17 protein-coding genes are annotated in these 21427 nt (G+C 43.2%); 14 read left to right on the top strand and 3 right to left on the bottom strand.

Annotated features, from left to right (window positions below; genetic code table 11):
- Positions 1-447 precede the first annotated feature (447 nt).
- The 4 genes from thrS to rnr all read left to right on the top strand — a co-directional run bounded on the left by thrS (position 448) and on the right by rnr (position 6962).
- On the top strand, positions 448-2382 hold the full coding sequence (thrS, locus tag M917_RS02415; RefSeq protein WP_040641761.1) for a threonine--tRNA ligase: 1935 nt from the start codon (positions 448-450) through the stop codon (positions 2380-2382).
- A 23-nt stretch (positions 2383-2405) separates the two neighbouring features.
- The gene (infC, locus tag M917_RS02420; RefSeq protein WP_021813163.1) at positions 2406-2909 is read left to right on the top strand and encodes a translation initiation factor IF-3; all 504 of its coding nucleotides are present in this window, start codon (positions 2406-2408) and stop codon (positions 2907-2909) included.
- A 405-nt stretch (positions 2910-3314) separates the two neighbouring features.
- Positions 3315-4559 (top strand): toxic anion resistance protein, encoded by a 1245-nt coding sequence (locus M917_RS02425; RefSeq protein WP_021813164.1) that lies wholly within the window; start codon positions 3315-3317, stop codon positions 4557-4559.
- A gap of 141 nt (positions 4560-4700) precedes the next feature.
- Complete coding sequence (rnr, locus tag M917_RS02430; RefSeq protein ID WP_021813165.1) at positions 4701-6962, top strand: ribonuclease R; 2262 nt, start codon at positions 4701-4703, stop codon at positions 6960-6962.
- 69 nt (positions 6963-7031) lie between these two features.
- Here the strand turns inward: rnr and M917_RS02435 are convergent, their stop codons facing one another.
- The 3 genes from M917_RS02435 to hisA form a co-directional block, all read right to left on the bottom strand.
- Positions 7032-7340, bottom strand: a complete 309-nt coding sequence (locus M917_RS02435; protein WP_021813166.1) for a hypothetical protein — start codon at positions 7338-7340, stop codon at positions 7032-7034.
- A gap of 188 nt (positions 7341-7528) precedes the next feature.
- Positions 7529-9160 (bottom strand): mechanosensitive ion channel family protein, encoded by a 1632-nt coding sequence (locus M917_RS02440; protein ID WP_021813167.1) that lies wholly within the window; start codon positions 9158-9160, stop codon positions 7529-7531.
- 65 nt (positions 9161-9225) lie between these two features.
- A complete protein-coding gene (gene hisA, locus M917_RS02445) occupies positions 9226-9963 on the bottom strand; it encodes a 1-(5-phosphoribosyl)-5-[(5-phosphoribosylamino)methylideneamino]imidazole-4-carboxamide isomerase (protein WP_021813168.1) in 738 nt (245 codons plus the stop codon).
- Between the two features lie 1092 nt (positions 9964-11055).
- Between hisA and M917_RS02450 the strand changes: the two genes are divergently transcribed.
- The 10 genes from M917_RS02450 (at position 11056) to M917_RS02495 (ending at position 21345) form a co-directional block, all read left to right on the top strand.
- Positions 11056-12408 carry a Na(+)-translocating NADH-quinone reductase subunit A gene (locus tag M917_RS02450; RefSeq protein ID WP_021813169.1) on the top strand — a complete coding sequence of 451 codons (1353 nt, stop codon included), beginning with the start codon at positions 11056-11058 and terminating at the stop codon, positions 12406-12408.
- A gap of 5 nt (positions 12409-12413) precedes the next feature.
- A complete protein-coding gene (locus M917_RS02455) occupies positions 12414-13649 on the top strand; it encodes an NADH:ubiquinone reductase (Na(+)-transporting) subunit B (RefSeq protein ID WP_021813170.1) in 1236 nt (411 codons plus the stop codon).
- Positions 13630-14535, top strand: coding sequence for a Na(+)-translocating NADH-quinone reductase subunit C (locus tag M917_RS02460; RefSeq protein ID WP_021813171.1), 906 nt, complete (start codon positions 13630-13632; stop codon positions 14533-14535). Before M917_RS02455 ends, M917_RS02460 begins: the two co-directional genes overlap by 20 nt.
- A gap of 1 nt (position 14536) precedes the next feature.
- Positions 14537-15208, top strand: a complete 672-nt coding sequence (locus M917_RS02465; RefSeq protein ID WP_021813172.1) for an NADH:ubiquinone reductase (Na(+)-transporting) subunit D — start codon at positions 14537-14539, stop codon at positions 15206-15208.
- The gene (gene nqrE, locus M917_RS02470) at positions 15208-15816 is read left to right on the top strand and encodes an NADH:ubiquinone reductase (Na(+)-transporting) subunit E (RefSeq protein WP_021813173.1); all 609 of its coding nucleotides are present in this window, start codon (positions 15208-15210) and stop codon (positions 15814-15816) included. The genes M917_RS02465 and nqrE overlap by 1 nt, the downstream gene beginning before the upstream one ends.
- Before the next feature lie 122 nt (positions 15817-15938).
- A complete protein-coding gene (gene nqrF, locus M917_RS02475) occupies positions 15939-17174 on the top strand; it encodes an NADH:ubiquinone reductase (Na(+)-transporting) subunit F (RefSeq protein ID WP_021813174.1) in 1236 nt (411 codons plus the stop codon).
- Positions 17175-17345: 171 nt separating this feature from the next.
- Positions 17346-18146: an SDR family NAD(P)-dependent oxidoreductase gene (locus M917_RS02480; protein WP_021813175.1), complete on the top strand. Its 801-nt coding sequence runs from the start codon at positions 17346-17348 to the stop codon at positions 18144-18146.
- A 228-nt stretch (positions 18147-18374) separates the two neighbouring features.
- Positions 18375-19520, top strand: a complete 1146-nt coding sequence (locus tag M917_RS02485; protein WP_021813176.1) for an FAD:protein FMN transferase — start codon at positions 18375-18377, stop codon at positions 19518-19520.
- A 122-nt stretch (positions 19521-19642) separates the two neighbouring features.
- Positions 19643-19888, top strand: coding sequence for a (Na+)-NQR maturation NqrM (gene nqrM / locus M917_RS02490; protein ID WP_021813177.1), 246 nt, complete (start codon positions 19643-19645; stop codon positions 19886-19888).
- Positions 19889-20070: 182 nt separating this feature from the next.
- Positions 20071-21345, top strand: coding sequence for an MFS transporter (locus M917_RS02495; RefSeq protein ID WP_051354207.1), 1275 nt, complete (start codon positions 20071-20073; stop codon positions 21343-21345).
- Positions 21346-21427 lie beyond the last annotated feature (82 nt).

A 21427-nucleotide genomic window follows, 5' to 3' on the forward strand; every position in this document is an offset into this window, starting at 1 on the left:
GGGGTTTTTTAAGGTTTATTGATCTTACCCTTATTGACCTTATATAGAAGCAACAGTAATCAGTAACGCTATCTAAAAGCTTTTTTATATATAGTTGATTAACTCTTACCTTGTCGCTGTTGTTTACAGTTAGGTGGATTCCTTGCTATCTAGTGTTTATAGACAGTTTTTGCTATAATAGTCGTTTGCATAGCATTGTTTTTCTACTCTTCTATTACTTAATTCCTTCTATATATAGGTAAAATCCTGCTTTCTATTATAATCCAGTCAAGTATTATTCATGATTGGCTCTGAAAGTTGGAAGTGGATTGTATTAGAGCAGAAAAAACATGCATGTGGCTTTATTATATATCACAATGATTGAATACAATTGATGTGGTCTCACGGTTATATGATTGATGGTTGCAATCATCACTGCCAGCGGACCCAAAAACAGGCGAATATATTATGGTAGCGATTACTTTACCCGATGGTAGCGTAAAAAACTTCGAAGGCAATACCACAGTCATGGAAGTGGCGCAGAGTATTGGGGCAGGACTTGCTAAAGCAACGGTTGCTGGGCGTGTGAACGGACATTTGGTAGATGCGCACGATCCTATTATTGCTGATGCTAATGTCGAAATCGTAACACCAAAAGATGCTGACGGTGTTGATATCATTCGCCACTCATGTGCTCATCTATTGGGTCATGCCGTTAAACAGCTATATCCTGATGTCAAAATGGTGATTGGCCCTGTCATCGATGACGGCTTTTATTATGATATTTTTAGTGAGACGCCGTTCACACCTGAGCACATGGAAGCAATCGAAAAGCGCATGATGGAGCTGATTAAGCAAGATTATGACGTGATTAAAAAAATGACTCCACGCGCTGAAGCGATTGAGATATTTCAGTCACGTGACGAAGATTATAAGCTCAAACTGATTAACGATATGCCCGGTGAAGAAGCTTTCGGTCTTTATCATCATCAAGAATATGTGGATATGTGCCGTGGCCCGCATGTGCCAAACACACGTTTCTTAAAAGTATTTAAGCTGACTAAGATGTCTGGCGCTTATTGGCGCGGTGATGCCAAAAATGAACAGCTGCAACGTATATATGGTACAGCGTGGGCGGATAAGAAAGATTTAAAAGCGTATATTCAGCGTATTGAAGAAGCAGAAAAACGTGACCATCGTAAGATCGGTAAAGCGCTCAATCTGTTTCATATGCAAGAACAAGCGCCCGGTATGGTTTTTTGGCATGCAAACGGCTGGACGATTTATCAAGTACTTGAGCAATATATGCGTAAAGTACAATACGATAATGGCTATGAAGAAATCAAAACGCCACAAATCGTTGATCGTAGCTTATGGGAGCGTTCTGGACATTGGGGCAACTATGCGACCAATATGTTTACAACCTCTAGTGAAAACCGTGATTATGCGGTAAAGCCGATGAACTGTCCTTGCCACGTGCAAGTCTTTAACCAAGGCTTGAAGTCTTACCGTGATTTGCCATTACGTATGGCAGAGTTTGGCTCTTGTCATCGTAACGAACCGTCAGGCTCACTGCATGGCCTGATGCGAGTACGTGGTTTCACTCAAGATGATGCACACATTTTCTGTACTCAAGCGCAAATTCAGCAAGAAGTGGCTGATTTTATCAAACTAACCCTTGCTGTTTATGAAGACTTTGGTTTTGATAACATTATTATGAAGCTCTCTACTCGCCCTGAAAAACGCGTTGGCAGTGATGAGTCTTGGGATTCTGCAGAAAAAGCACTGGCTGACGCCCTTGATAGCTCCGGTCTTGATTGGGATTATCTCCCGGGAGAAGGCGCATTCTATGGCCCGAAAATTGAATTTAGTCTCAAGGATTCTTTAGGGCGTGTTTGGCAGTGCGGTACTATTCAGGTTGATCCAAACATGCCTGAACGCCTTGATGCAGAATTCGTCAATGAACAAAATGAGCGCGAAGTGCCTATTATGTTGCACCGTGCGATCTTGGGTTCATTCGAGCGCTTCATCGGTATACTCATTGAAAACTATGCGGGTTGGATGCCAGTATGGCTCGCGCCGCAGCAAGTAGCGGTCATGAATATCACTGACAAACAAGGCAATGCCTGCGAAAATGTGGTGAGTGAGCTAAAAAATGCAGGTATTCGCGCTGTTAGTGACTTGCGTAACGAAAAGATTGGATTTAAGATACGAGAGAAAACATTAGAACGTATTCCCTATATGCTAGTATTAGGGGATAAAGAAGTCGAATCGGGCAGTGTCAATGTCCGTACCCGCGAAGGTGAGAACCTCGGGGTGATGAGTGTTTCTGAATTTATTACATTAGTACAGACCGCTGTCGCTGAGAAAGGCCGACAGACCCCAAAAACAGATGAGGAGTAATACCTATTAAACAGTCGAACCGTTTGAACATTAACGAAGATATCAGTGCCAAAGAAGTCCGTCTCGTTAAAGAAGATGGCGAACAAATGGGCGTGGTCGATATCGATACCGCGATGAAAGCGGCACGTGAAGACAATCTAGATTTGGTCGAATTAGTTCCTGAAGCCAAGCCGCCAGTATGTAAGATCATGGATTATAAGCATTTCCTCTATGATCAAAAGCAAAAGGCCAAAGAAGCTAAGAAAAACCAGAAGCAGACTCAGCTCAAAGAGATGAAGCTACGCCCTAGTACCGAAGAGGCCGATTATCAGGTGAAACTGAGAAAAATCGTGAGCTTCTTGGAAGATCAAGACAAAGTTAAAATTAGCATCCGCTTCCGTGGACGTGAAATGGCGCACCAAGACATTGGGCGTAAACAACTTGATCGTATCATTGAAGATACCGCTGATATCTCAAACGTCGAACAGTACCCTAAGATGGAAGGTCGTCAAATGGGTATGCTGCTTGGGCCAACTAAGAAGAAATAATCGGTGCTTTAGATTATGAATTAGTTGTGGCTGTTAGTTAGTCGATTTAATTGTTCTATATTTATATATATACTCTTAACCATCAATATGCTGCGGGATATTGATGGTTTTTTATTATTTGAACTGATGTATGTGCCTTTTGGATGTTTTCAGCGAGATATAATTGGCTGACGCTATTTTACAAAATCCACCTTCTCAACCATTTGATTACAAGTTAGTCTAAAGGTCAGCTGCATTCGATTGACACTACTAAACTTGGCACTATTAAAATAAGACTCAAATAATCCATTACGTATAAAAAATTGTTTATTATTAATATTTTTTACGATTTACTCTTATATAGTTATCGAACCACATTATCATTGATTCAAAATACCTTCTATTTTAGATATTATAGGAAATTTCATGCAAGAATTGACCCCACCAGAAAACGCCAGTACTCCAAGTATTTCTTTGACCGCGCCTGAGCCTGTGAAAGAAATACAAAAAAGTGAAGCAGATCAGATGGTCAAATTGGATGAAAGCCAAATTCCAGAGCTTGATGCCAAAGTTGATGCTTTTGTCGACCATGTGATTACCAACTCTGTGCATAGCCCTGAGTTTCAGCAAAATGTGCAATCCATTCATAATCTAGGGACTAAAGAGATTCGTGAATCGGCGCAAGTGTCTAATCGTATGCTCGATTTACCAGCAAAAAGCTTGAATGACAGCTTATTTGATAACTCTCCTATCGCAAAGTCACTGACGGAATTACGCGGGATTGTCGAAGATTTGGATCCAAGTAAAAAAGAACTCACCAGCTCACGCAAGTTGTTTGGTCTCATTCCTTTTGGTAATAAAGTACGAGATTATTTTCGTCAATACGAGTCGGCTCAATCACATATCAATGCTGTTGTGACCAGTCTGTACAATGGCAAGGACGAACTGCTCAAAGATAATGCCATGATTGAGCAAGAAAAAATCAATATGTGGGAGCTGATGCAGTCTATTCGTCAATATGTCTATGTCGGCAAAAAAATTGACGAGCAATTAGAGCAAAAGGTCTATGCCATAGAAGCGACGGACCCCGAAAAAGCTCGTATCATTAAAGAAGAGATGTTGTTCTATGTGCGTCAGAAAAATACCGATTTTTTGACACAGTTGGCCGTCAATGTGCAAGGGTATTTGGCACTCGATACCATTCGCCGCAATAATTTAGAGTTGATTAAAGGTGTGGATCGTGCGACCACGACCACTATTTCTGCATTGCGTACAGCCGTTGTCGTTGCCCAAGCCATGACCAATCAAAAACTAGTACTAGATCAGATTACGGCTTTAAATAAAACCACCAGCAGTTTGATTGAATCAACCTCAGCCATGCTTAAACGCCAATCTGGTGAGATTCATGAACAAGCAACCAGTAGCAGTATCGAGCTTGATAAATTACAAAATGCCTTCAATAATGTATATGATACGATGGATATGATCAGCAATTATAAAATTGAAGCGTTAGAGAACATGAAACAGACGGTCAATACTTTGACTACCGAGGTTGATAAAGCCCAAAAATATCTCGATAAGTCTAATCAAACTACGGTACTAGAAGTATCCAAAGAGATAGACAGTAAAAAGATAACCAATAAATCAAGTACGATCGATGTTGATATTTGATTTAGTCCGATAGTTTTTGCCTGTTAAGGGCGATAATCCCATGCTATTGAATATACATAAGACAATTGACGCAAGATATTGCAATGTCGTTCGTGTTAAGATAGCCCTTATTAATAATTTTAAAAATAGATATGGTAATTTATGAGTTGGAACGATCCAAACGCCTCAAGTGAGGCAAAAAGATATGACAATCCCATCCCTAGTCGTGAGCTGATACTCAGCACGATTAATGAGAATGGTGAAGTCACGCATCAACAATTGGCAAAAGCCTTTAATATTGATGATCCAGACCAGTTTGATGCGTTAGGCAATCGCCTAAAAGCAATGGCACGTGATGGACAAGTCAATCGCGATGGCCGCCCTTATCGCTATCGCACAGTGACTAAGCAAGATGTCATTACAGGCACTGTGTCTGCACATCCTAAAGGCTTTGGTTTTGTCTTGTTAAGCGATATGCCAGATTTATTCTTGCATGAAAAACAGATGCGTTGGGTGTTCAATGGCGATACTGTAGAAGCCGTTGGTACGTCAACAGATAATCGTGGTCGTACTGAAGGTCGTATCGTCGATGTCGTTGAACGTCGTCAAGACAACTTCATTGGGACACTTGCTCGTGATGAGGATGGTTATTGTGTCGAGCTTGGCAGTCCAAATAACCATCAACCGATTACAGTCACTGAAGATAACGTCCAAGCCCTAAACGCTAAGCAAGGCTCTCCTGTCAAGGTGGACATCATTGATTGGCCAAACCAGCATGAGTTTGCAACGGGCAAAATCACTGAAGTATTGTCTAATGACAATGACCGCGAACTGATTATTGAAACCACCCTGCTCAATTATGATATTCCGTCAGATTTTAGTGAAGCAGCCCTTAAGCAAGCCAACGACTATCAAGAACCTACCGAAAAAGACTTGAAAGGTCGCAAGGATCTGCGTGACTTACCACTCGTTACCATCGATGGTGAAGATGCGCGTGACTTTGATGATGCCGTTTTTGCTGAAAAACGCTCTGGTGGTAACTATCGTGTCTTGGTGGCAATTGCTGATGTGAGTTATTATGTCACCCCAAACTCACCGCTTGACCAAGATGCCTATGAACGTGGTACGTCAGTTTATTTCCCGCATCGCGTGATTCCTATGTTGCCTGAAGTACTCTCTAATGGTTTGTGCTCATTGAATCCTGATCGTGACCGCTTGTGTATGGTGGCTGATATAAAAATATCACGGGCAGGCAAGGTCACAGGATACGAGTTTTATCCTGCAGTCATGCACTCGCAAGCGCGTTTAACCTATAATCAGGTAAATGCTTATCTTGATAATCCAGAAGACAAGAGTGTACCTACTTCATTAACTGGTAACAAAGACGTCAAAAAATCAGTCGATACCTTGTATCAGCTGTATGAGCTCCTCGTTAAAAAACGTGAGGAGCGCCATGCAATGGAGTTTGAAACGGTTGAGACATACATCAAGTTTAATGAAAAAGGTGGTATCGACGCTATTTTACCGCGCACGCGCGGTGATTCTCAGAAGCTTATCGAAGAATGTATGCTACTGGCCAATACTTGTGCGGCGAATTTTGCCCTAAAACATGAACTACCAGTCTTATATCGTAACCACGATAAGCCTGATGGCGAAAAATCGATGCGTATTCATGAATATGCAAAGAACTTCGGTTTGCCTTTCCCAGAAGAGAATCCAACGCAAGCGGATTATCAGCGAATTATTGAAGCAACGAAAGACCGACCTGACGCGATTAGTATCCATAGCATGCTACTGCGCTCAATGATGCAGGCAAATTATGCACCTGACAATATCGGGCACTTCGGCTTGGCTTATGACGAATATAGCCACTTTACCTCGCCTATTCGCCGTTATCCCGATTTGATGCTGCATCGTGCGATCAAAGCAAAAGTGACGAATAGCAAGCAACCAGTCATGGACTTCTCTCTTGAAGGCGCTGGTACGCAAACGTCAGATACAGAACGCCGTGCAGAAAAAGCATCGCGCTATGTAGAGTCTTGGCTCAAGTGCCATTATATGACAGATCATGTCGGTGAAGATTTCGAAGGCGTGGTAACCACAGTTACTAACTTCGGTCTATTTGTCACCCTGACTGACTTATATATTGATGGTTTGGTTCACATATCTAACGTCGGTGATGACTTCTTTGTTTATGATGAGCAGCAACAGCAGCTTATCGGTAAAGACAAAGGCACATTATTCGGACTTGGCGATTTGGTCAAAGTAAAAGTAGCTGGCGTGAACATGGATCTGCTACAAATTGACTTTGATTTGAAAGAAAAGCTGCAATCTAGTGAGATGAATCAAGCCAAAAAGGGGCAAGCTAAGAAAAGCCCTGCTAAGAGAAATAGTCGTAGTAGAAACACTAGCAAGAAAAGCTAGCTTTAGCTAAAATCTTAAAACAATAAAAAAGGCTAACATCGACGTTAGCCTTTTTTTATGGGCGTATTTTTATTGTGTTTCACTATTCACTTGTGCCAATCGTGCTTGATCGGCTTGCTGCGCCTGATCAATCTTGGCAGTCGCATCATCCAAGATGGCTTTAGGCTGTTCACCAAGTGGTTTGCTCGCGATATTTTCTGAACCACTGACTGCCTTATCTGTATCAGATGCCGCTGTGCTGGTCATCGATTGCTCAGAGGTAACGCCATCAACGGCCACTTCTCTATTTTTATCATGCTGAATACCGTTGATAAGGTTAAAACCCAATAACGCCACTATGCCAACCAATGCGAATATAATGAGATGTTTCATCTGCATAAAAAATGTCTCGTATTTGAATAAGGATCAGAGACACGTTTCACTGCATTTTTTATGCCTATTTTTTAGCAGAGTATAGTTGATCCAATTTAAGAGTGGTACAAGGCAACCGAGTGCAGATGTATATGTCATACTTCAAGCGAGGTTAACGCTGTAACACTTTTATAGTGGATTGACTATATTGCGAATCATTCTTGTGGACTATTACTATTTAATAAATCAGTCTCATCTGAGCTTTCCGCGATTTCTTGCTCAACTTTTTCCATTAATTTATCGTTAGGACGCGCATCCAAGATTTCTTTGGCATCATGCCCTTGCAGAATATGCTTGGCTCGTGCTTTTGCTTGTTGTTTGTCTTTATCGTCAACACTCATACCGTCACCCAGATTTTTGGCAACGATCTCAGGAGTGGTCGGCGTAATCGTCATGTCAGAGGTAGCACTGCTAGAGCCACTACTACTTTGCATATGTTCAAAGGCTCTTTCTAGTTTGCTATTAAAGCGTAGACGATAAATAGGTTCTGGCAGCGTAAAGCCTGCGTTTTCTAATGCATGTTTGGTCTCGCGAATGGCGATACTACGTGCTTTGGAAAAGTCTGTTTGCGATTGATCTACCCAAACTTGAAACTCTAGGACGATATTAGAGTCGCCAACATTGGTAATGACGGCAATCGCTTTGGGCTCTTCTAAAACAAAATCTAACGTATGTATTGCATCAATACCAACTTTGATGGCGGCTAACGGATCATCATTGGCATCCACGCCCAATTCAAAGGTGAAGCGGCGTTCGGGGTTTTTGGTGTAATTTAGAATGGTGCCTTTAAAGACTTCCGCATTAGGAATACGAAGCTGATTGCCATCTAAAGTCATTAATATCGTTGCTCGTGAGGTCAAACGTACCACGATACCCTCTTGTCCATTAATTACAATATGGTCGCGCGCGCGAAACGGCTGGCGAATGCTGAGCATGAGGGAAGCAATATAATTTTCGATGGTATCTTTGACTGCAAAACCAACGGCGATACCGATAACACCCGCACCGCCAAGCAAGGTGCCTAAAATGGTTTCTGCCCCGATTAAGCTCAGTGCTAGGATAAGACCAAAAATAATAAAAATGACTTTAACAGTTTGTGACAGCAGTTCAGCGACAAATGGATTGGGCGTTAGGCGTTGCCACATTTTTTTGCGGTTCGACAACCAACTACCAAGCCACGTCACCAGTGCAAATATAACCATACCAACCAACAGTAATGGCAAAGCCTTAATAAGCGTTTTACCTTGCGCCATTAACCCTTGGTAGACAGTCGTGACATTGTCTTGTACATCTAGAGTACGATCAATGCGATCTTCGACGGTGACCACGTCGGTCAGACGATTGGTTAAATTGATGGCTTGTTGTGCTTTTTTCTCGTTTGGTGTCTCTCCTGTTAAGGTAACAACCCCTTGAGTGACGCTTACATTGACGGCTTGTAAGCCTTCGATTTCAGAAAAGATGCCATTGATACGTTGACGAATGTCATTGTCTTTTTGTGGAGTAGGCGTGGTTTCAATCTGGGCATTATTGGTACTTTGACCAGTGATGATTGGTGGTGGATCTGCCTCAGGCAATACTGCTGCGGGCTCTACAACTTCACCGTTTGATACAACCGTATCATCCGCACCCTCATTTTCTGTACTCTCTACTCCTAATGCAGGAGTTATGCCCGTAACTTCTTCAGCAGCATGAACTGGCAACGTGCAAACGATGCTTAATAGCAACAGCGTTTGACCACACGCTTTAAAAAAACTGCGTAGCATTGAGTGGTCAAAGTAAGTGGCCATAAGCATCCTTCGCGTTTTTTACGAATTTTATTGCTGATTTTTCTTTACTAAATTTTCAATTACTATTAGCTGTCCAAATAAACTTGCGCCTCGCCCAAATTTAACGTGCCTTCATAGATTGCACGGCCAGTAATAATGCCTTCGATACAGTCACCATAAGGTTTGAGTAGCTCAATATCTTTCATGTCCGTCACACCGCCTGAAGCAATCACTGGTAAGCCGCCTTCGCGAGCTAAGTTAACGGTTTGCTCGACATTGACGCCTTGCATCATACCGTCACGAGCAATATCCGTATAAACGATAGAAGACACGCCTACATCAGCAAAACGCTTGGCAAGCTCGGTCGCTTTGGTATCAGTAACATTCGCCCAGCCATGAGTGGCCACCATACCGTCTTTGGCATCAATACCCACGATGATATGCCCTGCAAATTCGCGGCAAGCTTCAGCGACAAAGTTAGGGTCTTCAACCGCTTTTGTGCCAATGATGATGTAAGTCAGACCAGCGGTAATGTATTGCTCAATGGTGTTCATGTCACGCACACCGCCGCCCAATTGAATCGGCAAGTTCGGGTAAGCTTTGGCAATCTCCTGAACCACTTGTCTGTGTACAGGCACACCATCAAACGCGCCATTCAAATCCACCAAATGTAGTCGACGTGCCCCTTCATCTACCCAGCGCGCAGCCATGGCGACTGGATCATCAGAAAACACCGTATCATCTTCCATACGGCCTTGTTTTAAACGTACACATTTACCATCTTTTAAATCAATAGCCGGGATAATGACGGGCACAGCACACATAGAGCATTCCTTATAAAGCAAAATATTAAACAGACTGAGACAATTAAACGTTGAACCATCAGATAATGATAAAAAATATCATTCAACAAGCGAATTAAAATATAAACGGACTTATCATTACCGATGACGGATCAAAAATCCTACTTGGATAGCGACGAATGATAATATAGGACAAGCAATCATAACCATAAGTTTTAATGTATTTAAATACTAGCAACATTAGGTAAATTCAATTACTGACTGGCAATTTTAGGTCAATTTAGCGTATAATCCTAGGTAAATTTTTATTTGTTTCTATGTGATAGTAACCATGCGCCACGCTTTTGCTCAAATCATTCGTGACTAAAGTAAAAGCGCAGCAGTTAGAATGAATCGGGCAACCGCCAACTGCTTCACTATAATGTTGGCTGACATATTGCTAAGAAAGGTTATATTAGAAATCTCAACTGGTAGCCTTTGAACAGTCTACTCTGCAGTACCCAACTCTAATTAGATACCTTTCTTCACGTTTTTATCAGGTCTCTATCATTAGCTAACTGTTTAGAACCGTCATTACTGGTGCTTATAGCAATGCAGAATAAATAAATGTTGCTTATTCTATAATGCTCAGCCAGTTTGTTTTTTAACCAGTTTATCGTTTATTTTAATAGATTAAAACTTGGCTGCACTCTTACTCAGTTGAGTATCTGTTTTTATGATACTCAATTAATAAAAGCGGTCAACTGTACTGGTATTACAAGTTGTAATTTTTAATGAAACGTATGATAAGACTGTTTATTTTTAGAGTCATCACTTCTAGCTAACCGCTTTAGCGATTGATTTTGATTGGATGGTTTTTACATACACCTTGGTAGCCAGTCGCCACTTTGGTAATTCGAATAAGACATTAACGTGTTGTTAAGGAGTCTAAGGTCAGCGTTAATACTCTTACTAGTAGTTATGTTCATGTGTTATTTTCAGAGATCCTTTATCACTATCCTACTACAGGAAGTGATGTGTGAGGTATTTATTGAATGACGCAGATGTTCATGCTACCGATATACCAAACAGGATGTCTGGTATCGTTTTAGACTATGGACTAAGTTTTCGCTTATGATTACCATCAAAAAAGGTTTGGATTTGCCCATCGCTGGTGAACCCTCCCGCGAGATATCTGAGCACCAACCGACACATGTAGCAGTTGTTGGCTATGATTATGTGGGTATGAAACCCACGATGAATGTCAAAGAAGGTGACATCGTAGCCAAAGGTCAGCCCGTACTTGAAGACAAAAAACGGGTCGGCGTTATTTATACTGCGCCTGCTGCTGGTAAAGTCATCGCAATCAAACGCGGTGAACGTCGTGTGTTCGAAAGTCTTGTGATTGCGGTTGACCCAAACGGTGAAGAAGTAGACTTTGAGCGCTATGACTCCCAGCAGCTTGCTGACCTAGATTCTAAAGTCGTTGAAACCCAGCTACTTGCTTCTGGCGAATGGACTGCGTTTCGCACGCGCCCTTATAGTCGTGCTCCAGAAATTGGCGCTCGCCCACACGCTGTCTTTGTCACAGCCATGGATACCAACCCATTGGCCTTTGATCCGATGCTGCTGATCAATGAGCAGTTGCAAGCGTTCAATGACGGACTTGCCGTATTATCGACGCTCAGCCCCAAGACCTTTGTCTGCCATCATGGTGATACCCAGTTGACGCCAGTCGCAAAAACTGCTGCTAATAATGTCACTGAGTATCATAGCTTTGCTGGTAAACATCCCGCTGGTCTGGCAGGTACGCACATTCACTTTTTGCATCCAATCATGCGCGGTGTAAGCGTATGGACGATTGGTTATCAAGACGTGATTGCGATTGGTCAGTTATTTACCACAGGTCGGTTGTATACGCGTCGTATGATTAGCTTAGCAGGGCCTGCCGTCACTAACCCGCATTTGGTCATGACCGAGCGCGGTGCTGACATTACCGCCTTAACGAAAGGTCAATTGGCTGCTGGCGAGAATCGTATTATCTCAGGTTCGGTATTGTCTGGTCGCAAAGTGTTTAGCAATATCGCTTATCTTGGTCGCTTTCATAATCAAGTGAGTGTGTTGACTGAAGGTCATGAGCGCCCTGCGTTTCATTTCTTTACGCCAGGTGCAAACCGCTTTTCAAAGCTGCCTATCTATATTTCACAATTTTTTGGTGGCAAAAAATACAACTTCACCACGACCAGTAACGGCTCACCGCGTGCCATGGTGCCTATCGGGGTTTATGAAGAGGTCATGCCACAAGACTATCTGCCAACCCAGTTATTACGGGCATTGATTGTCGAAGACATCCTTAGCGCTGTTGATTTGGGCGTACTCGAATTGGACGAAGAAGATTTGGCATTATGCACCTTCGTCTCTCCTGGCAAATATGAATTCGGTGATATTTTGCGTGATAACTTAACGCGCATTGAGCTGGAGGGCTAACCACGATGAAATTTTTACACAATATGTTCGATCGTATGGAGCCGTCTTTCACCAAAGGTGGCAAACACGAAAAATACTATGCCATCTTTGAGATGTTTGATACGTTTTTGCGTCAACCAAGCTCAACCACGTACGCCTCATCACATGTGCGTGATGGTATTGACCTAAAGCGTATTATGATTACCGTGTGGTTATGTACTTTCCCAGCCATGTTTTGGGGTATGTACAACATCGGTCATCAAGCATTAACCGCGATTGCAACGCTAGGCTTGCAGCCTGAAGGCTGGCGTACGGTCATCACTAGCATGGCAGGCTATAATCCAGATAGTATCTGGGCAAGCTTTGTCTACGGAGCCATGCAGTTTTTGCCTATTTATATAGTGACCTTCGCTGTTGGTATTCTCTGTGAGATTATCTTTGCCGTGGTACGCGGACATGAAGTCAACGAAGGTTTCTTTGTGACTTCGGTGCTATTTGCGCTATGTTTACCACCAGATATCCCATTATGGCAAGTGGCCTTGGGTATCATCTTTGGGGTAGTGGTTGCCAAAGAAGTATTTGGCGGCACAGGCAAAAACTTCCTTAACCCTGCCCTATCGGGTCGTGCGTTCTTATATTTTGCGTATCCAGCGTACATGTCTGGTGACTCAGTATGGACAGCGGTTGATGGGTTTTCAGGTGCGACGCCTCTTGGCCTTGCGGCGCTAGGTGTGGTTCCTCAAGACTTCGTTGACGTGTATGGCAATGCCATCACGTGGAGTGATGCGTTCTTAGGCAATATGCAGGGCAGTATCGGTGAAGTATCTACTTTAGCGATCTTGATGGGTGCAGCGGTCTTATTATGGACGCGCATTGCTTCATGGCGAATTATGGGAGGTTGTGTGGTTGGTCTTGTTGCCACCTCTCTCATCTTTAATATGATTGGGTCTGATGACAACATGATGATGAACTTGCCGTTTTATTGGCATTTGGTTATCGGTGGCTTCGCATTCGGTGCGGTCTTTATGGCAACCGACCCAGTTTCAGCGGCGCATACCAATAAAGGTCGCTGGGCTTATGGTATTTTGATTGGTTTTATGACGGTATTGATTCGAGTAATCAACCCCGCTTTCCCAGAAGGTATCATGTTGGCCATTCTATTTGCCAACTTATTTGCCCCATTGTTTGATTACTTTGTGACCCAAGCAAACATCAAACGCCAAACAGCTCGGAGGGTTCGTTATGTCCAAGCCCAAAAGTAATAATGCGAAAACCATCAGTGTGGCCTTGACGCTATGCTTGGTGTGTTCAGTATTGGTCTCAGCAGTGGCGGTTGGTCTAAAACCAGCACAAGTCGAAAATGCTCGCTTGGACCGTAACAAAAATATCTTGATTGCGGCTGATATGTACAATGCTGAGTCTGATACAGCAGAAGATGTTGCCGAACGTTTTAAAGACTTTGATGTTGAAATCGTTGACTTGAACAACGGCAGCTATGTCGATGATAATGCGCTACTTGAAGCAGGTATTCCTGATCGTAACGCATATGATGCCAGCCAAGCCACTAAGAATGCAGCCCTAAGTGAAGACTTAGGCGAAAACGACCCTGCTGGTATTGGTCGTAAGCCAAAATATGCCAAAGTCTATGTGAAAAATGATGAAGCAGGCAAACCTGAAATGGTTGTGCTGCCGATTCAGGGCTATGGTCTATGGGGCACGATTTACGGTTTCTTAACGCTAGAAAGTGATATGAATACCATCAGAGGTATCAGTTTTTATGAGCATAAAGAGACCCCCGGTCTTGGCGCTCGTATCGAAGAGCCAGAGTGGCGGGCGAAGTGGAGTGGCATCCACTCTTATGATGCAGAAGGTAATGTTGCGACTGGTGTGACCAAAGCAGGTACGCCAAAAGAGAATTGGGTCGATGGTATCAGTGGTGCGACGCTTACTGGTCGCGGCGTAAGCAATATGATTCAGTTTTGGTTGGGTGATCAAGGTTACAAGCCTTATTTAGACTCGTTACGTAAAGAGAGCGGTCAAACGCTTGAGAGTGCTGATACGCAAGCAAACCAATCAACCAAACCAGCAGCTCAACCTAAAACCGAACTGGCAGCCACGCTCCCAGTAGCAAACGGCAAGGAGGCATAACATGGCTGACACAAAAAGTATTTTAACCTCGCCTATTTTTGATAACAATCCCATTGCTTTACAAATCTTGGGTATCTGTTCGGCGCTGGCAGTCACAACCAGCATGTCAAATGCACTCGTCATGTCTGTGGCATTGACACTAGTGACGGCGTTTTCAAGCTTTTTTATCTCAATTATCCGTAAGCAAATTCCATCAAGCATTCGTATTATTGTGCAGATGACTATTATTGCCTCTTTGGTTATCTTAGTCGATCAGGTACTAAAAGCAGTTGCTTATGACGTGAGTAAAGGGCTATCTGTCTTTGTTGGCTTGATCATCACCAACTGTATCGTCATGGGCCGTGCCGAAGCATTTGCGATGAGTAATCCGCCGATTCCAAGTTTTTTAGATGGTATTGGTAACGGCCTTGGTTACTCTGCGGTGCTGTTGTTCGTAGCGACTATTCGCGAGCTGTTAGGCGCTGGTACTTGGTTTGGTATTACTATCCTACAACCCGTGACCGATGGCGGTTGGTATTTACCAAATGGTCTATTACTATTGCCACCATCAGCGTTTTTTATTATTGGTTTATTCATTGCAATCGTTCGTATCTGGAAACCAGAACAGGTTGAAGAAGCTGAGTTTGTAATGAAGCCGCAGTCTAAAGGCATGGCACATGGAGGCGGTCACTAATGGGACATTATGTTAGTTTATTTATAACCTCAGTCTTTATTGAGAACATGGCACTTGCCTATTTCTTAGGCATGTGTACTTTTTTGGCCGTATCCAAAAAAGTCTCAACTGCCATTGGTCTTGGGGTTGCCGTTATCGTCGTTATGGCCATTACCGTTCCACTCAACAATTTACTGTTTCAGTTCATCCTAAAAGATGGGGCGCTGGCATGGGCCGGCTTCCCTGATATTGATTTGAGCTTTTTAGGATTGCTCAGCTATATTGGCTTAATTGCAGCCACCGTACAGATTCTAGAGATGTTTTTGGACAAGTTTGTGCCAGCTTTATATAACGCCCTTGGTGTGTTCTTGCCATTGATCACCGTAAACTGTGCCATCTTAGGTGGCGTCCTATTTATGGTTGAACGAGACTATAACTTTGGTGAATCAGTGGTTTATGGTGTGGGCGCAGGTTTTGGTTGGGCGCTGGCTATCACCGCATTGGCCGGTATCCGTGAAAAGCTAAAGTACTCAGATATTCCAGCACCGCTGCGAGGTCTTGGTATCACCTTTATTACGGTTGGTCTGATGTCGCTTGGCTTTATGTCTTTTGGCGGTATGTCAATTTAAACCGCTAAACTTAAAAACTATTTAGCGATTTGACCTATTTAATTCATTTATTCGGTAGGGGTTCAAAAAAAACGCAATGACGTTTTTTCGCACCCCTACTCCATAGATTAAGGATACATATCATGGATTATGCTACGGCGATTGGTGGCGTTGCTATGTTTACCTTGATCATCATGGGCCTTGTCGCCATTATTTTGGCGGCGCGCTCAAGACTGGTCAGTTCAGGTGATGTTACCATCCATATCAATGATAATCCCGATAATGACGTCGTAACGCCAGCAGGCGGTAAGCTACTGCAAACACTCGCAGGCGAAGGTATCTTTTTATCTTCAGCCTGTGGTGGCGGTGGTACTTGTGCGCAGTGTCGTTGCCGCGTTATTGAAGGTGGCGGTTCTATCCTGCCCACCGAAGAAGGTTATTTTACTCAAGGCGAAATCCGTAATCACATGCGCTTAGCTTGTCAGGTAGCGGTTAAGCAAGACATGAAAATCGAGATTGACCCTGAGTTTTTTGATGTACAAAAGTGGGAATGTGAGGTTGTCTCTAACGATAACGTTGCCACCTTTATTAAAGAATTGGTACTTAAAATTCCAGAAGGCGAAGAAGTCAATTTCCGCGCTGGTGGTTATGTGCAGTTAGAAGCGCCGCCGCATGAAGTGCATTACAAAGACTTCGATGTTGCCGAAGAATATAGAGAAGATTGGGAAAAGTTTGGTATTTTCAAATATGTCTCAAAAGTTGATGAGCCTGTTATTCGTGCTTACTCAATGGCCAACTACCCAGAAGAAAAAGGCCTCATCAAGTTTAACATTCGTATTGCCAGTCCACCACCACGTGGCCCTGACAGTATTCCACCAGGTAAGATGTCTTCTTGGACATTTAGCTTAAAGCCGGGTGATAAAGTCACTGTATCAGGTCCTTATGGAGAATTCTTTGCCAAAGACACTGAAGCGGAGATGATCTTTGTCGGCGGTGGTGCTGGTATGGCACCAATGCGCTCACACATCTTTGATCAGCTTAAACGCTTGAACTCTAATCGCAAAATAAGCTTTTGGTACGGCGCTCGCTCTATTCGTGAGATGTTCTACGTTGAAGATTATGATCAACTGCAAGAAGAGTTCGATAACTTTGAATGGCATGTGGCTTTGTCTGATCCACTACCAGAAGACAATTGGACTGGCTATACTGGTTTCATCCATAACGTCTTACTAGAAGAGTATCTAAAGGGCCATCCAAACCCAGAAGACTGTGAATATTACATGTGTGGGCCACCGATGATGAATGCGGCGGTAATTGATATGTTACACAGCTTGGGTGTTGAAGACGAAAACATCATGCTTGACGACTTTGGTGGTTAGCCTGTGTGATTAAGTAAAAAAGCCTATCATATAATAGTCATGAAAAAGAGTCTCAATTGAGGCTCTTTTTTTATGGGAGATGCTCTTAATTTTTAAGACTACAAATCTCAATAGTAGACTGTCTCAACGATCCTATATCATGGATTATTTAAACGCTAAGAAAGGATTCTTATGAAAACTAAAGTTAAAGAACTAACCATTTGGATAACAGGTGCTTCTAGCGGTATTGGTGAAGCTTTAGCCATTGCTTTTGCCAAATGCGGTGCCACTATTGTGTTAAGTGGTCGTGATAACGAAAAATTAGAAGCCGTTAAAAAACGATGCAAACATGCCAAACAGCATATCGTCATGCCTTTTGACATTAGTAATGCAGAGCAAGCGAAAGAGGTCTATGATTATATTAAAGCCCAAACAGGTAAGATCGATTGGCTGATTAATAACGCTGGTGTCAGTCAACGCTCCCTCATTATAGAAACAAATGAAGACGTTGAACGGCAAATTATGGAGATAGATTATTTTGCACAAACACGGCTGACCAGATTGGTGTTACCGGATATGATTGCGCAAGGCGGCGGGAAAATAGTAATGGTCTCTAGTGTCGCAGGTCTACTCGGTACTCAATATCGCGGTGCTTATGGGGCTGCCAAAGCCGCTATTCATATGTGGGCAAACAGTTTGCGTGCAGAATTGTATGATCAAGGAATAGAGGTCGCGACAATATTTCCAGGATTTATCCAAACCAATGTCTCTATTAATGCGTTGACTGGCGATGGTAGTGCGCAAGGCACGATGGATGAAGCAACCAATGAAGGGCTAACGGCGACTGCATTTGCTAAACAGGTCGTAAAAGCCCTGACGAAAGGGGAAGAATACATTATCGTCGCAGGCACTAAAGAAAAACTCGCCGTCAGGGTGAATCGACTATCACCACCCAAGCTTTATAAACTCATTCGTGAGTCGCAAGTCAAATAAGCAAACACTACGGATTATGCCGCTACAGTCAGTTTAAAATAAAAAATACCTTGAATATCAATTTTCTGGGATAAATATTTTTTATATTGACCTAACTATACACTGTTTCTAAAGTGACTCGGTTATGAGGCTTGGTTGATTGTAATTGGCCTTACTGGTGACAAGGGGTGTAAAATAGGCACAAATTAATGACACTCTCATTCACCCCTCTGTTACAGCAACGAGCTTATGAAAACGACAACGTATTTCTCATCAAAGTATTCTTTTTTTGCTACAAAAACCATTCGTCCTACCCTATTTGTTGGCATCGGTCTTGCCAGCGCTTTGAGCCTCAGTGCTTGTCAGCAAACACCAGATTACAACTATCTGAGCGGCGAGACAATGGGGACAAGCTACCATATCAGTTATCAGCTGCCTGAAGATGCAGATGAAGCTGCGATACAAGCGTCGATAGATGAACGCTTGCAACAGATCAACGACAGTATGTCCACCTATCAAAAAGACTCAACGATATCTAAATTCAACCAGCTCAGTGCAGACACACCCATCATTATCGATGCAGATTTTTCTCGTGTGCTCGATGTCTCTCGCATCGTCTATAAGCAATCTGGCGGTGCGTTTGATCCTACTGTCATGCCATTGGTCGATACTTGGGGTTTTGGAAGTACCATGACCGTCGAACGCTTACAACGTCCACCAACCGACATAGAAATTGCCCAAGCAAAAGCCTTGGTAGATTTTGAAGGCGTGGTACAAAACGACCAGACAATCTATAAGACCAAAGACGGTATCGGTCTTGATTTTTCAGCAGTCGCTAAAGGTTACGGGGTCGATGTTATCGCTGATGTCCTCAGAGACAAGTACCAAATTCGCAATTATATGGTAGAGATTGGCGGTGAAATTGCGACCTCTGGGGTCAATAATCAACAACAGCCGTGGCAAATTGCGATTGATGCACCTATTGAAGACAGTACGGTGAGCGAGCGCCAGACAATATTGGCGATTCGCCAACCCCTAAATATCAACAATCAAATGCATTTGGCAACTTCAGGGAACTATCGTAATTCAGTCATATTTGATGGCAAAAGCTATAGCCACACGATTGATCCTACTACTGGTAAACCTATCGCTGGCGGTGCACCCTCAGTAACCGTTGCCGCAGACTCTGTTGCAGCGGCGGATGCTTGGGCAACTGCGCTTACGGCAATGCCTTATGAAAAGGCGCTGAAAGTCGCTCAAGAACAAGGCTTAGCTGTGATGTTTGTGATATTGGCAGATGGTGCAAAAATGGATGATGCTCATGATAGTATTGATGATTGGCAAGTGGTGCAAACTCCAGCAATGCAAGCGTTACGAGCCGACAAAAAACCTTAGCATTTAATGGCAACACCTTAACACATACGATAAGCCTCAACGAGCTGTGCAAAAATTTGCTATACTATTATATAGTTAACACTAAAGATAACTGCCCTATTTTAAAAATTGAGGTTTCCTCTATGCTTAACCAACTGCTACCTATGCTTGCTATTACTTTTGCCGTATTCGTCCTATTCTTTGTGTTTATGGGCATCGGTTATATGGTCAAAAAAAAGCCCCTTAGAGGATCGTGTGGCGGTGTTGCCAAACTCATGGGCGATGAAAACTGTTCATTCTGTGGTAACGATCCCAATAAATGCGATTCCATAATCGCTGAACAGCAAGAAAATGCCCTAAAAGCTGCTCAGTTGGGCAAATCTGTGTAAACGCTGATTTATTCCCAGACATGGGTGGCCTTTCTCTTACCTTTGTTCCTATAATAGCGTCTAGTCCTTAAAAAGGATTGGCGCTATTTTTATTTGTGTTATCAGTTATTTTCAAGCGGTGATACGTCGGCACTGTTTCGTGATATGCCTTTTTTCTTACTCTAATAAATAGTCGTACTGCTATGTCTATCTCACCCAAGTTACCCGCTGACGTGCAAACAAACCCTCATTCGAGTGCTGCATCTCTATCTACACTACCTTCCTCACGCTTCACATTTTGGCTGGTGTTGTGTGCCATGATTTTACTGGCCACCAATATGCGCGCGCCTATTGTTGCACTTGGTTCTATTGCGCCAGTGGTACAAGGGGCACTGAACATTTCTGAGACTCAAGTTGGCTGGCTGGGCGCAGTACCGATGTTAACTTTTGCGATTGGCGCGCTTATCTCACCAACGATTGGCAAACGATTTGGGCTTGAAAATACGCTCATTGCGATGATTGCGCTATTGACCATCGGTATGATTATTCGTACGGTTATTCCCACTTGGTCTGGATTTTTAATTGGCACATTGTTGCTGACCTTGGCTATCGGTTTTGCCAATACCTTGGCTGCACCTGTGATTAAACAGCGCACGCCTAAGCAAATCCCTCTGATAACAGGGTTATTTAGTTTAACCATGACGGTAACAGCGGGCATAGTGGCGGGAGTCGTACTGCCGTTATCTGAATGGGTCGGCTGGCAATGGGCGCTGGGTGGGTGGTCATTATTAGGCGTCTTTGCTATCGTTATTTGGATATTTTTACGTCTGCATCTCGGCTCATCCAGTCATCAAGCAGTCGCCTTACCAACCATCGGATCTTCAGAAATATCGATGTGGCGTACGCCTTTTGCGTGGCAAATCGCTGTCTTTATGGGCCTGCAATCCTTGTTATTTTATACCGTTGCCAGTTTTTTACCGTCTATTTGGGTCAGTAAAGGGTTATCAGCCGTGCAAGCTGGACAAATGGGTTCGGTGTTTCAGTTTATGGCACCGATATCTATCTTAAGCTTAACGTGGCTCATTAACCGTGGTCGCCCCATTCAGGCGTTGGCTGTATTTGCAGCGGTGCTAAACGTGATTGGTGTATTGGGCCTCAGTTATTTATCGACTGATCTGGCATGGTTGTGGTCAAGCGTGATGGGCATTGGTTGCTCGGCGATTTTTACCTTAAGCATGATGCTGTTCTCTTTGCGGACTTATACGACCAACCAATCTAGTGAGCTGTCTGGTATGGCACAAGCGGTCGGTTACTTGATTGCGTTTTTTGGGCCATTAGGGACGGGCTGGTTACATGAAGCAACGGGCAATTGGGATATACCACTTTTTGTTATGTTGATTTTGATGATTGCCAACGTGGTGATCGCTTGGATGGTCAGTCGTCCCTTAATGGTCGATGGTAAAAAGGTTTCATCATAAAACGCATATAAAATAACCTTAGGGTAATATTGGTCACTGTCTTATTTTGCTACACTGGTTTGATTGTATATAGGACAGAATA

This window comes from Psychrobacter aquaticus CMS 56 (assembly GCF_000471625.1).
In the GTDB taxonomy this organism is placed as follows: domain Bacteria; phylum Pseudomonadota; class Gammaproteobacteria; order Pseudomonadales; family Moraxellaceae; genus Psychrobacter; species Psychrobacter aquaticus.